At 70.2% G+C, this 13,383-nt stretch carries 10 protein-coding genes; 6 read left to right on the top strand and 4 right to left on the bottom strand.

Annotated features, from left to right (window positions below; all coding sequences use genetic code 11):
• Window positions 1-199: 199 nt before the first annotated feature.
• The gene (locus tag ACZ45E_RS00150) at window positions 200-1,231 is read left to right on the top strand and encodes a hypothetical protein (protein ID WP_468214570.1); all 1,032 of its coding nucleotides are present in this window, start codon (window positions 200-202) and stop codon (window positions 1,229-1,231) included.
• A 36-nt stretch (window positions 1,232-1,267) separates the two neighbouring features.
• Here the strand turns inward: ACZ45E_RS00150 and ACZ45E_RS00155 are convergent, their stop codons facing one another.
• Window positions 1,268-1,765, bottom strand: a complete 498-nt coding sequence (locus ACZ45E_RS00155; RefSeq protein ID WP_468214572.1) for a GNAT family N-acetyltransferase — start codon at window positions 1,763-1,765, stop codon at window positions 1,268-1,270.
• 326 nt (window positions 1,766-2,091) lie between these two features.
• On the opposite strand from ACZ45E_RS00155, the gene ACZ45E_RS00160 reads away from it, so the two are divergent.
• A complete protein-coding gene (locus tag ACZ45E_RS00160; protein ID WP_468214575.1) occupies window positions 2,092-3,111 on the top strand; it encodes a LacI family DNA-binding transcriptional regulator in 1,020 nt (339 codons plus the stop codon).
• Between the two features lie 46 nt (window positions 3,112-3,157).
• On the opposite strand, the gene ACZ45E_RS00165 is transcribed toward ACZ45E_RS00160, so the two are convergent.
• On the bottom strand, window positions 3,158-4,189 hold the full coding sequence (locus tag ACZ45E_RS00165) for a LacI family DNA-binding transcriptional regulator (protein WP_468214577.1): 1,032 nt from the start codon (window positions 4,187-4,189) through the stop codon (window positions 3,158-3,160).
• Entirely contained in the window at window positions 4,186-6,597 is a 2,412-nt protein-coding gene (locus ACZ45E_RS00170; protein ID WP_468214579.1) for a glycoside hydrolase family 2 protein, read from the bottom strand. The genes ACZ45E_RS00165 and ACZ45E_RS00170 overlap by 4 nt, the downstream gene beginning before the upstream one ends.
• A 270-nt stretch (window positions 6,598-6,867) precedes the next feature.
• Between ACZ45E_RS00170 and ACZ45E_RS00175 the strand changes: the two genes are divergently transcribed.
• From ACZ45E_RS00175 to ACZ45E_RS00185, 3 genes are all read left to right on the top strand, one after another.
• Window positions 6,868-8,187: an ABC transporter substrate-binding protein gene (locus ACZ45E_RS00175; protein ID WP_468214582.1), complete on the top strand. Its 1,320-nt coding sequence runs from the start codon at window positions 6,868-6,870 to the stop codon at window positions 8,185-8,187.
• Between the two features lie 98 nt (window positions 8,188-8,285).
• A complete protein-coding gene (locus ACZ45E_RS00180) occupies window positions 8,286-9,254 on the top strand; it encodes a carbohydrate ABC transporter permease (protein ID WP_468214584.1) in 969 nt (322 codons plus the stop codon).
• Complete coding sequence (locus tag ACZ45E_RS00185; protein WP_468214586.1) at window positions 9,251-10,120, top strand: carbohydrate ABC transporter permease; 870 nt, start codon at window positions 9,251-9,253, stop codon at window positions 10,118-10,120. The genes ACZ45E_RS00180 and ACZ45E_RS00185 overlap by 4 nt, the downstream gene beginning before the upstream one ends.
• A gap of 56 nt (window positions 10,121-10,176) precedes the next feature.
• Here ACZ45E_RS00185 and ACZ45E_RS00190 read toward each other — a convergent pair whose 3' ends face one another.
• The gene (locus ACZ45E_RS00190; protein WP_468214589.1) at window positions 10,177-12,408 is read right to left on the bottom strand and encodes a penicillin acylase family protein; all 2,232 of its coding nucleotides are present in this window, start codon (window positions 12,406-12,408) and stop codon (window positions 10,177-10,179) included.
• A 271-nt stretch (window positions 12,409-12,679) separates the two neighbouring features.
• Here ACZ45E_RS00190 and ACZ45E_RS00195 point away from each other — a divergent pair, with 271 nt between their 5' ends.
• Window positions 12,680-13,336 (top strand): SnoaL-like polyketide cyclase, encoded by a 657-nt coding sequence (locus tag ACZ45E_RS00195; protein WP_468214592.1) that lies wholly within the window; start codon window positions 12,680-12,682, stop codon window positions 13,334-13,336.
• Window positions 13,337-13,383: the final 47 nt, after the last annotated feature.

Consider the following 13,383-nt stretch of genomic DNA (forward strand, 5'->3'; position numbering starts at 1 on the left):
CGGGCCGCCACGCCGACGGGCGCGACCGGGTCACCGGGATGGACGCCTCCCCCGGCCTCGCCCGAACAGCCCCCTCCGCGCACGTTTCACGGCCCTGTCCGGTGGCAAGGCGCCTCGACGACGATCAGCACGACTAGCGTCGCGGCACGTGGTAGGCGGCACGCGGCAAGCCGCTCGGCGGCGGGACGGGAGGTGCGAGGTGCGGAAGGACAGCCACAGCGGCTGCACCCACCAGACGGACGGCACGGGCGCGGACACGGGCGGCACGCGCCGACGCGCGCTGTTCGCCGCGGGGGCCGCGGGCGTCGCCGCGCTCGCCGCGGGCTGCGGCACGTCCGACGCCCAGGACAGCGCACCGGGCGGGAAGGACCCGGCCCCGCCCCGCTCCCCGGACACGTCACGTACCGGCTCACCGAAGGCCGCGCGCCGCCGCCCCGAACTGCCGCGCGGCGGCCGCCGGATCTTTCCCGAACACCGGCTCGTCGGATACTGCGGGCTGCCCGGGGCCGCCGCCCTCGGACGGCTCGGCACCGGGAACCTGGACGACCGCGTCTCGGAGATCGAACGTCGGGGCCGCGCCTACGCGGACGGCCGCACGGTACTGCCGGTCCTCGAACTGCTGGCCGTCGTCGCCAACTCCGCTCCCGGGCCCGACGGTACGTATCGCAGCCGGGTCCCGGACACGACGGTCCGCAGGCACCTCGACGCCGCCCGCGACCACAAGGCGCTGCTCCTGCTGAACATCCAGCCGGGCCGCGCCGCGCCTCTCGCCGAGGTGAAGGCCCTTCGAAAGTGGCTCGTCCACCCGGATGTCGGCATCGCCCTCGACCCGGAATGGGAGATGGGCTCCGGCCAGGTGCCCGGCGACACCTACGGCCGCACCAGCGGCGCCGAACTCACCCGCGTCGCCGCCTACCTGGCCTCGCTCGTCGAGGAACACGACCTCCCGGAGAAGGTGTTCGTCTACCACCAGGTCGCCGAGTCGGTCGTCCGCGACGAGCACCTGCTGAAGATCCCCCAGGGGGTCGCCGTCATCAAGAGCGCCGACGGGATCGGCACACCGCAGCTCAAACGCGAGACCTGGAAGCGGCTGGTCGACACCGTGCCGCCGGGCCTGCACACCGGTTTCAAGCTGTTCTTCGAGGAGGACGCCGAAGGCGGCAGCCGCATCATGACGCCCGACGAGGTGCTGGCCCTGACCCCGCGTCCGTCGTACGTCATGTACGAATGACGGAGGCGGGCCTGCTCGGCGGGCGCCGGGACGAGGTCAGGTGACGGGCGGCAGCGCCAGCCACTCCTGCCAGGAAAGGTCGCGGCCCACGTAACGGGGCTGCCGCAGCGGCCAGTCGGCGGCGATCCACCGGGGCACCAGCGCGTCGAGCGCGCGCTCGGCCGCGCTGCCGACGAGCTCGTCCACCACCCACCAGGAGATCTCGGCGTCCGCGCCGGTGCGCTCGGGCGGGTCGATGTAGACGCAACCCAGCAGTGCCGCCTCCGCCTCGTCCAGCAGCGCGTAGTTGAACGACTGGTGGGCGGCTATCTCCTTCTCGTGACGGAGCAGGTCGACGCGGTCCGCTTCGTACGTCATCGTCTCCGCGGGCCAGCCCCAGGCGGGCCCGAAGATCTCCCACAGGCGCTCTCGGGAACCCATCACGGCCGGGTAGTCGATCGGGGCGTCCGCCTCCCGGATCGGCCGCAGGTGCAGTGCGGTCGTGGGGACGGGTACGTGGACGGGGTGGACGAAGTCGTCCGGCAGCCAGCTCATGAGGGGTGAGCGTACTGCCGACCGAGGCGGGACAGGCCGGGCTTCGCGGACACGTGTGAGGTGGCGTGAAGTGATCAGCGCCACACCCGGGCGGACACCTTCGCAGGATTAGCCGGCCGGTTCGTGGACACACAAGAGCAGGATGTGCTGCGGGGGCGGTCATTATCACTGGGGAGTGTCAGACCGCCCCCGCGCCGTTCCCGTTCAAGCCCCCGGAGCCGTCGGCTCGCGACTGAACCGTGGTTCAGTGACCGGACACCAGGTCGTGGGCGGCCGCCCGATAGGGTCGGCCGGCCAGGAACGGAACCGGTCCAGCTGGAGGGCGCATGAAACGGCCGACGATCGCGGACATCGCGCGGCGGGCGGGAGTCTCCAAGGTCGCGGTCTCCTACGCCCTGAACGACAAGGCCGGGGTCTCCCCGCAGACCCGGGCCCGGATCAAGGCCATCGCCCAGGAGGTCGGCTGGCGGCCCAGCAGCGCGGCCCGCACTCTCAACGGCGCCCGGGCCCGCGCGGTGGGCCTCGCCGTGTGCCGGCCGGCCCGCACGCTGAGCGTCGAGCCGTTCTTCATGGAGCTGATCAGCGGCATCGAGTCCGAACTCGCGCCGCGCTCGATCGCCCTGATGTTGCAGGTCGTCCCCAGCGATCACGACGAGATCGAGCTGTACCGCCGCTGGTGGGGCGAGGGCCGGGTGGACGGGGCCCTGCTGGTCGACCTGCGCGACGACGACGCCCGCGTCCCGGCGCTCGCCGCGCTCGACCTGCCGGTGGTGGCGCTCGGCCCGCCCCGGGCGGCCGGGCCGCTGCCCGCCGTGTGGTCCGACGACGGGGCGAGTGTGCACGAGACGGTCGCCTACCTGGCCGCGCTCGGCCACCGGCACATCGCCCGCGTGGCGGGGCTGCCGGGGCTGGCGCACACGACCGTGCGCGATGCCGCGTTCGAGGCGGGCTGTCGCACGGCCGGGCTGCCCGAGCCGGTCGTGGTGCACACCGACTACTCGGGGGACGAGGGCGCACGGGCCACCCGGCGGCTTCTCATCGCCGAGCGGCCGCCTTCGGCGATCGTCTATGACAACGACATCATGGCGGTCGCCGGTCTGTCCGTGGCGCAGGAACTGAACCTGGACGTGCCGCGCGACCTGTCCCTGGTGGCCTGGGACGATTCACCCGTCACCCAGGCCGTACGTCCCCGGCTCACCGCTCTCACCAGGGACATCGCCGCGTACGGCGCGTGTGCGGCCCGCACTCTGCTGGCCGCTGTCGACGGTGGTCCTGCCGAGGCGAGCCGGGTGGCGCCGGCCCGGCTCGTCCCGCGCGCCAGTACCGCTCCGCCGCGCTCGCGGTGAGGGTGTGACCCCTGCCGGAGCGTGGGTCACACCTTCTCTGCCGGGTTCACCGGACGCGCGGGGCGGCGGTGGAGGCGCGCGGGGTGAGGGACGGCATGGGCACCGGGTGGGACGTGACCGTCCTGCCCTCGATGAGGTCGAAGAGCACACGTGTGACGTCCGCGCCGAAGCCGTGCACGTCATGGCTCATCGCCGACAGGGTCGGATGCGTCAGGCGGCACAACTGCGAGTCGTCCCAGGCCAGCAGGGACAGCTCGGCCGGCACGGAGACGCCCATCTCGGCGGCGACCCCGAGACCGGCCACCGCCATGATGTCGTTGTCGTAGACGATGGCGGTGGGCCGCTCCGCGCGCAGCAGCAGCGACCTGGTGGCCCGGGCGCCTTCCTCCCCGGCGAAACCGGACGTCATCTGGAGCGATCCGTCGAGCCCCAGCGTCTCCAGCGTCCGCCGGAAGGCCGCCTCGCGGATGGCGCTGTGCCCCAGGGCGGCGGGGCCGCCGACCCGGCCGATCCGGCGGTGGCCGAGGGCCGCCAGGTAGCGGACGGCCTCGGCCATGGCGGTGGCGTCGTCGGTCCACACGGACGGGATGCCGCCGGTGAGGTCCGGGTGGCCGACCGCCACCGCCGGGATGCCCAGCTCCTTGAGCGGCCCGATGCGGGGATCGTCCTGGTCGAAGTCGACGAGCACCGACCCGCCGACCTGCCGCTCGCGCCACCAGGTCTGCTGGAGCTCGATCTCCTCCTCCCTGCTGCTGACCAGGCGCAGCAGCAGGGAGCACGAGCGCTCGGCCAGCACGCTCTCGATGCCGGAGATGAACTCCATGTAGAACGGTTCGAGGCCGAGGAGCCGCGCCGGGCGGCAGATGGCCAGGCCGACCGTGTCCGTGGTCTGCCGGGAGAGGCTTCGGGCCGACGAGTTCGGCGCCCAGCCCATGTCCCGGGCCACCGCGAAGATCCGCTCCCGGGTCGCTTCGGAGAGGCCGGGCTTGTGGTTGAACGCGATCGAGACCGCGCCCTTGGAGACGCCCGCGGCGGCGGCGACCTCCTTGATGGTGACCCGCTGCGTGGGTGCGCTCACGCGGGTTCCACGCAGAAGAACGCGGCGCGGACGGTGTTGGCTCCGGCGCCTTGCGTGCCGTGCACGCGGATCCGGGTGCGCTCGCCGGGCAGCAGGGTGACGAGCCCCTGCTCGGCCCGGGCGTCCGGGGCGATGCGGTCGGCCTGGAGCAGCAGGTCGCGTACGAGAGTCTGGGCGGTCACCACGACCTCGACTGTATCCCGCTCCTGGCCGATGGTCTCCACGGCGATCTCGAAGCGGGGCTCGGGGTAGTCGAACTCGCGGTCCCGGGCCTCGAAGTGGAGCGCGCGCAGGCCGTCGGCGTCGGCCACCAGGTACTCCTTGGCCGAGCCGGTCGCCGGTGTCACCTCGGGCGGGACGGGCAGCCGCACGACGTCCCGCGCGGGCGCGGTCAGCCCGAGGGAGACCCGTGCGGCCAGGGTGCCGTCGGCACGCATCAGACGCAGCGTCACATCGCAGGTCCACGGCTCGCCTCCCTGGTTGGCCAGGACGAGTTCGGGGCCGTCGGCGCCGGGTTGCAGGGTGAGGAGGCGGTCCGCGTAGAGGCGGCGCAGTTCGTGGTAGAGGGGCTTGGGGCGGCCGTCGCCGTCGATCGCCGCCCAGGAACTGACGGGCCAGCAGTCGTTGATCTGCCACACGATGGTGCCGGCGCAGCGTGGCCAGTTGGCGCGCCAGTGCTCGATGCCGGTGGCGACGGCGCGGGCCTGGACCACCTGGGTGAGGTAGTGCCAGCGGTCGAAGTCGCCCTCGGGCAGGGCGAAGTGGCGGGCCACCCCGCGGTTCAGCTTGCCGTTGCCGTCCTCGGCCTTCTGGTGGTGGAGCATGCCGGGCGAGTCGGGTGCGAGGTCCTCGCCGGGCAGGGCGCGGCGCAGCGTGGCCATCGTCGGGGGCGCCTGCCAGCCGAACTCGGAGACGAAGCGCGGCACATCGGCGCGGTACTCGGTGTAGTCCTGCCGGTTCCACACCTCCCACGAGTGGTAAGTGCCGTGGTCGGGGTCGTTGGGGTGGTGGTTCCAGCTACCGGACCAGGGGCTGCCCGCCATGTAGGGGCGGGTGGGGTCGAGTTCGGCGACGACGCGTGGCAGGAGTCCGAGGTAGTAGCCCTCGCCCCAGGACTCGCCGGCGAGTTCGGCCTCCCAGTCCCAGTCGCGAAAACCCCACAGGTTCTCGTTGTTGCCGTTCCACACGACGAGGCTGGGGTGCGGCATCAGGCGTACGACGTTGTCTCGGGCCTCGGCCTCGACCTCGCCGCGCAGCGGCTGTTCCTCGGGGTAGGCGGCGCAGGCGAAGAGGAAGTCCTGCCACACCATGAGGCCCAGTTCGTCGCAGGTCGCGTAGAACGCCTCGTCCTCGTAGATGCCGCCGCCCCAGACGCGGACCAGGTCGACATTGGCGTCGGCCGTCTGCCGCAGCCGGGTGCGGTAGCGCTCGGGGGTGACGCGGGAGGGCAGTACGTCGTCGGGGATCCAGTTCACTCCGCGTACGAAGATCCGCTCGCCGTTGACGACGAAGGTGAACCCGGTGCCGTGGGTGTCGGTACCGCGGTCGATCTCGATCGTCCGGAAGCCGACCCGGTGGTGCCAGACATCGAGCGGCCCGCCCTCGGCCGAGAGGGTCAACTCCACATCATAGAGCGGCTGTTCGCCGTGGCCTCGCGGCCACCACAGGCGTACGTCGGGGACGTCGAGCACCAGCGTGACGGTGTCGCCGTCCGCTTCGGCCCGGGCCGCGATCCCGGCCACCGTGGCCTGCGCGACGAGCCGTCGGCCGGCGCCGGTGGCCGTGCGCTCCAGGTCGACGCGCAGCTCCACGCGTCCTCGTGTCCCGTCCACGGTGACCAGCGGGCGGACCCGCGCGATCCGCGCTGTCGACCAGCGTTCGAGCCGGACAGGACGCCAGATGCCGGCGGTGACCACCGTCGGGCCCCAGTCCCAGCCGAAGCTCGCCGCCATCTTGCGGATGTACTGGAACGGTTCGGGATAGGCGTTGGGCCGGTCCCCCGTCGACGCCCGTACGGCCTCCGCCTCTTCGTAGGCGGAGGCGAAGGCGACGCTCAACTCGCCGGCCCGGCCGGTGACATCGAACCTGTAGGAGCGGTGCATGTTGCGGGTGCGGCCCAACTCCACGCCGTCCAGGGTGATGTGGGCCACGGTGTCGAGGCCGTCGAAGACCAGGTCCGTCCGTTCGTGGGTGTCGCCGGATGTCTGCGCCGCCGCCAGGTCACGGGTGTAGGTCCACGCGCGGCGGCCCACCCAGGCGATCTCCTGCTCGTTCCGTCCGATGAACGGGTCCGGAATCAGGTCGGCGGTGAGCAGGTCGGTGTGGACGCAGCCGGGGACCTGAGCGGGAACGCGCGCCCCGTCGTGTTCGAGACTCCATCCCTCGCTGAGCTGGGCGGTGTCCTTCATAGTGCGGCTCCAATCGGACGGACGCGGGCCCGTTTCGTATGAGACGACCGCCAACCTAACCTCTGATTCATGAACCGGTCTAGTCCTCAGCGCATATCCCGATCTCTCGTAACAGCGCTGGTAGAGCGGGCACTTGACGGAGCAACCAGGAGGGGCGGGTAACGATTGAGTATCGCGGCGGAAATCTGGGCTTTACCGGTTCATAGATGGCTGACATAGTGCCGTCAGCCCGCTGGGCCTGAGCCGTAACCCTTGAAAGGAGTTGGGCACATGAGGACGAAGCCGCTGAGCGCGATGTTGCTTGCCGCCACACTGCTGACCGTCGCGGGGTGCGGCGGTGGAGGGGACTCCTCGGGGGAGGCGGCCGACTCCCCCTCCGACCCCGCCAAGGTGACGGGCACCATCACCGTGCTCACCAACCGGACCGACCTCGTGCAGGACGGCACGATGGGGAAGTACGCCGCCGCGTTCAAGAAGACGTACCCCAAGGTGACGGTGGAGTTCCAGGGCATCACCGACTACGAGGGGGAGGTGAAGATCCGGATGAACACCGACAACTACGGTGACGTCCTGCTGATCCCCGCGGCGATAGCCAAGGGCGACTACCCGAAGTTCTTCGCCCCGCTCGGCTCCACCAAGGACATGGCCAAGACGTACCGCTTCACCGGCAAGACGGATGTCGCCGGCAAGACGTACGGCATCGCCAACTTCGGCACCGCCAACGGCTTCGTCTACAACAAGGCCGTGTGGAAGAAGGCCGGCATCGACGACTGGCCCACCACCCCCGCGCAGTTCCTCGACGACCTCAAGCGGATCAAGTCGCGGACCGGCGCGGTGCCGTACTACACCAACTTCAAGGACGGCTGGCCGCTGAGCGGCGCCTGGACCAACAACGTCGGCTCGGTCAGCTGCGACGGCGACGCGTGGGACGCGCTGGCCAAGGCCGACAAGCCGTGGAGCGCCGGCAGCGAACTCAACATCAACGACAGGCTCCTCTACGACATCGTCCACGAGAAGCTCTCGGAGAAGGACCCCACGACCACCAACTGGGAAGCGTCCAAGACCCAGTTGGCCAAGGGGAGGATCGGCAGCATGCTGCTCGGCTCCTGGGCCGTCAACCAGATGCGCGCCGCCGCGACGACGGCGGGTGAGAACCCGGACGACATCGGTTTCATGCCGTTCCCGGTCCAGAAGAACGGCGCCTACTGCGCGACCCTCGTCTCCGACTACCAGCTGGCCGTCAACACGCACTCCGACCACAAGCCGGCCGCCCGCGCCTGGATCGACTGGTTCACCGAGAAGTCCGGCTTCGCCGCCAAGGAGGGCGGGGTCTCGGCCCTGACGTCCATGAGCTTCCCCGCTGTCCTCAAGCCCTTCCAGGACAACGATGTCAAGCTCGTCGAGCGCTCGGAGGCCAGGACCGAGCAGGTCAACGCCATCGACAACGCCTCCGAGATCGGCCTCTCCAAGCCGGACTACCGGCAGAAGCTCATCGACATCGCCCGCGGAGCCCAGAAGGGCTCCCCGCAGGAGTACTTCGCCGAGCTGGACAAGCGCTGGGGCGAAGCGGCCGCGACCGCCGGGAACTGACCGACCCGCACCCGTGCACGGGGCCCGCGCCGCCCGCCGGGGCCGGGCCCCCCACGTCTGCCAGCCGCTCGTCGCGGACCACGAAAGGGCCGTCCCGCATGACTGACACCACATCGAAGGCACCACCGGCACCGGAGCCGCGCGCCGCGCCCGCCCGGCGCCGCCCCCGCCACAGCACCCCCCTGGTGCGGTCCTGGCGGGACCACCCCCTGCGCAAGATCACCCCGTGGCTGTTCCTGCTGGCGCCCCTCGCGTTGCTGATCACGTTCACGTACGTCCCCGTGGCCAACATGGTCTACTACAGCTTCACGGACTGGGACGGCGTGAGCCCCGACCGGAACTTCACCGGTGTCGAAAACTACACGCAACTCTTCACCCGCCCCGAGCTGTTCCGGGTCTTCTTCGTCAGCTTCTACTACCTTGCCGCGTCGGCCGCGCAGATCGTCATCGCGCTCTACTTCGCGACGATCCTCAGCTTCGACCTGCGGTTCCGCAATCTCTTCAAGGGGATCCTCTTCTTCCCCTACCTGATCAACGGTGTCGCGATCGGGTTCGTCTTCCTCTACTTCTTCCAGGACGGCGGCACCCTCGACTCGATCCTGTCCTGGTTCGGCGCCGGCGGCGACCACGCCTGGCTCGGCGATCCGGACTCCGCCAACACCTCGCTCGCCGGGGTCTCCGTGTGGCGGTACACGGGTCTGAACTTCGTGCTCTTCCTGGGGGCCATCCAGTCGATCCCCGGTGAGCTGTACGAGGCCGCCCAGCTCGACGGCGCGAGCCGCTGGCAGCAGTTCCGGCACATCATCGCGCCGGGCATCCGGCCCGTCCTCAGCCTCAGCGTCATCCTGGCGATCTCCGGCTCCCTGGCCGTCTTCGAGATCCCGTACATCATGACCAGCGGCGCGACCGGCACCTCGACCTTCGTGATCCAGACGGTCAAACTCGCCTTCCAGTTCAACAAGACCGGCCTGGCCTCGGCCTGCGCCGTGGTGCTGCTCCTGATCATCCTGCTCGTCACCTGGATACAGCGCCGGCTCGTGCCCGACGACAAGGTGGACCTCGTATGACCACGCTCACCACTGACGACCGGCCCGCCGCCGCACGCGGCCGGCTCCGCATCGGCACGGCGCTGACGTACCTCTCGCTCGTCGCCGCCTCGCTCGTGGTCCTCGTACCACTGGTCGTCGTCTTCCTCACCTCGCTCAAGTCGTCCGGCGAAGTCTCCGACGGAGGCGGCGCGCTGAGCCTGCCGGACGACTGGTTCAACCTGTCCAACTACGCCACCGCCTTCAACGACGGACACATGCTCCGGGCGTTCGGGAACACGGCGTTCATCCTGCTGTTCTCCATCACCGGGACCGTGCTCATCGGCTCCATGACGGCGTACGCGATCGACCGCTTCGAGTTCCGGTTCAAGAAGACCGTGATGGCGCTCTTCCTCATCGCGACACTCGTGCCCGGCGTGACGACGCAGGTGGCGACCTTCCAGGTGGTCAACAGCTTCGGCCTGGTGGACTCGCGCTGGGCGCCGATCCTGCTGTACACGGGCACCGACATCGTGTCGATCTACATCTTCCTCCAGTTCATCCGGGGCATCCCGGTCTCCCTGGACGAGGCGGCCCGGCTGGACGGGGCCAACACGTTCACCATCTACCGCAAGATCATCCTGCCGCTGCTCAAACCCGCGATCGCCACCGTCGTCATCGTCAAGGGCATCACGACGTACAACGACTTCTACATCCCGTTCCTCTACATGCCCTCCGAGGACAAGGGCACGATCTCCACCGCCCTGTTCCGGTTCAAGGGACCCTTCGGCGCGCACTGGGAGTCCATCTCGGCGGGGGCGATCCTGGTGATCCTGCCGACCCTGCTCGTCTTCCTCTTCCTTCAGCGCTACATCTACAACGGCTTCGCGCAGGGGGCCACCAAGTAGCTCCGCCGCCGTGCGGGACGAGGCGGCGCCCGAACCCTGCCCGGGCGCCGCCGGGTTCAGCTGCCCGGCCGGTACCTCCGCTCGACGTGGCCCTCCAGGTCCTCGGGGTAGAAGTAGACCGGCCGCAGCCTGCCTTGGGCGTAGCGAGCGGCCTGGTCGTCGAAGTGCGGTGAGTCGGGGTGGCCGCTGGCGCCGCCCGCCGTCACCGCCCATGCCCGCAGTCGCGGCCCGAACTCCACCACCGCCACGAAGCTGTTGCCGCTCGTGCCGTAGTACCGCTTGGTCCCCGGGTACGCCTTCGCCCCGAACGAGGCGAGGGAGCCGCAGCGTGAGGAGGCGAAGGGCACGGGGATGCTCGGCCGCGCGTCGCTGAACCGCTGGACGATCGCTCCGTCGTTGCGCTGGTAACGGTTGATGTCACCCCACGGCACCCGCCAGTCGCCGAAGTCCCTGGTCAGGCGCCGGGTCGCCGTTTCGAGCGCGGTAAGCCGCTGCGCGTCGCTCGCGCGGTCGTCGATGTAGTCCCAGACCGACATTCTGGCGTCCGCCGCCGCCACGGAGGTGAGCGCCCACATGTCCTCCCCCCAGAACACGGCCACCGACGTCGCGGTCGACTCCGCCGCCCACCGGTGGTCCCAGCCGCGCAGCAGCCCGACCGGGCCGGCCAGCCCGTCCTTGCGCCCGTCGTCCGCGGGGAGCCGGTCCCATGCCGCGACGAGCCCCGGCAGCAGCCGCGCGAAGGCGGTCAGGTACGGATCGAACGCGGCCTCGATCAGCGTCCGCGGCGTGAAGTCGTCCCGCGCGGACAGCACACGCACCGCCTGCGGCCCGCGCGGGTTCTCACCGACCTTGTCGAAGTAGCGCGGGTAGTCGGCCGCGTCGGGGCTGTCCGCTCCGGCGGCGGTCCACGGCCAGTTGTTGGTGTTGAACGCCCAGCCGTTCTCCGGGTTCACGACGTGCGGCATGCTCTCCAGGCTGTGCCGGCCGTGCCAGTCGGTCGCCGGGTCACTGCCGTCGACGGGCTCGAGATGGTCGAAGCGGTCGTCCCGCACCGGCATGAACTGGGGCATCAGGAAGGCTATGTCGCCCCGGGAGTCGGCGAAGAGCGTGTTGTTGGAGCTGTTCGCCTTCAGGCCCGCCACCCGCAGGTACTCCGCGTAATTGCTCGTCGTGGTCCGCAGGAAGCTCTGCTTCAGCGCCTCGACGGGCCTGTTCATCAACGCGCACGTGACCCACTTGCCGTCCGCCTCGCGCACCACGGGGCCGTGGTGGGTGGCGAACGTGGTGAAGCCGCGCCGCTGTTGCCCGCCGTCCTCGGTGCGGAAGGACAGGGTGATCCTCTTCGTGGTGAGGGGGCGCAGTTCGTCGCCGTAGCGGTAGTGGCGCGAGCCGTCGGGCCGTACGACGACGGTCTCGGCGAACTCGTCGATGTTGTCGGCGCCGCTCGTGGTGTGCATCCAGCCGGTGTGTGCGTTGAAGCCCTGGTAGATGAAGAACTGGCCCCAGGTGGCGGCGCCGTAGACGTCGAGTCCCTCGCGGCTCGTCACATGCTGTTCCGAGCGGAAGAAGAAGCTGGTGTGCGGGTTGATGAGGAGCAGGGCATGGCCGTCGCGCGTGTGGCTCGGCGCGACGGCGAACCCGTTCGAGCCCGTGGGTTCGCGCAGGACGAGTCCGCGCTCCTCGTCGGTCATCGGCACGTCTCGGCCGGTGTAGAAGGCTTCGAGCCGAGTGAGCAGGACCGACTCGATGTCGCCGCCGATGCTGCCCTCCGAGAAGCTCAGCGGCATCCACGGCTCGAACCGGTCGAGCACCCGCGGCCGCACCTCGGGGTGGGTGGCCAGGTAGTAGTTGAGTCCGTCCGCCCAGGCTCGCATCAACTCGCGCAGCCACGCCGGGCACTTGGCGTACTCCGTCTTCAGCGTCGCCGGGTCGAGGAACAGCCGCTGTCGCAGGTCCTGCCAGATCGCGCTCTCACCCTCGGCCTCGGCCAGGCGGCCCAGGGAGACGAGGTAGTTCTGTTCGATCCGGTGGAAGTCGTCCTCGGCCTGGGCGTACATCATCCCGAACACCGCGTCGGCGTCGCTCTCGCCCACGATGTGCGGCAGGCCCCAGTCGTCCCGCGTGATCGTGACCCGGGCGGTGTGTCTGCGCCGGCGTGCCTTCTCGGGAGGTGTCCGCTCCGCCGCGGACGCGGTTCCGGTCGGTGCCGCCGCCGCGGCCGCGGCCATTCCGGCCGCCGTGCCCAGCACCCGCCGTCGGCTGACCGCCGTCTTCCGCGTCTGACTCATGAGCCGCTCCCTCGCACAGAGGTCGGGTGACCACTCTCACCGAGAGTCCTATCCACCACGCGCCCCACTGACAAGGCTTTGATCGAGAGCGCGGTCCCTCGAACGCGGACGGGCCGCGTGGGGTGACGTCGCACGCAGTACATACGAATGGGTTGTGTAGAAAGTGTGAGCGAATAAGGATGGGGGTCGACGTCCTGCAGGCGTTTGTCGACCGAACTCGGTCTGAATCCGATCGCCGCACGTCCACTTTCTCTCCCTGAAGGGTCTCGACATGCCGGAAGCTCTGCCTCCGCTCTGGCTCCAGGGCCGGTCCGCGGTGATCGCAGCCGCGGACCCCGCCGACTGGCGCGAAGGCGTACCGGACTATCACCTGTCCCACACGGTGATGCCCGGTCAGCGCACCACCGAGCACGCCCCCGGCTCCCTCGAGGCGATCGTCGAAGGAGTCGTGCAGGTCTTCGAGATGGAGGTCTCGCACAAGCACTCCCCCGCGACGTGGGTGTCGATGGTCGCGGACCGGTTCCGCACCCGGATCAACGGCGGGCCGTGGGCCGACTCCGAGGAGATCGCGGATCGCGGCAGCTACAACGTACTGATCGGCGACAGCGTCTTCTACGGTGCGGAGTCCTTCCGCTCCTCGCACGACGTCTTCCACGAGGCCTTCCCCGGCGGGTTCTACTGGGAGGTCACCGAGGTGCTGTCCGGGCCGCCGACGATCGCGTTCAAGTGGCGGCACTGGGGCGCGTTCGAGGGCGCGTACAAGGGGTTCGCGGCGACCGGGGAGAAGGTCGAGATGTACGGGATGAGCGTGGCCCGGGTCGACGACGAGCTCCGGCTGCTGGAGGTGGAGCACTACTACGACCCGAACGCGTTCCTCGGGAAGCTGACCGGGGGATGCCCGGTCGTCGGGACCGGCAGCGGGGAATGAGCGCGCCCGGACGATGGCCTGCCGGGCGGGGCGGCGCCCGCCCGGCA

This window comes from Streptomyces sp. NPDC030991 (genome assembly GCF_055571235.1).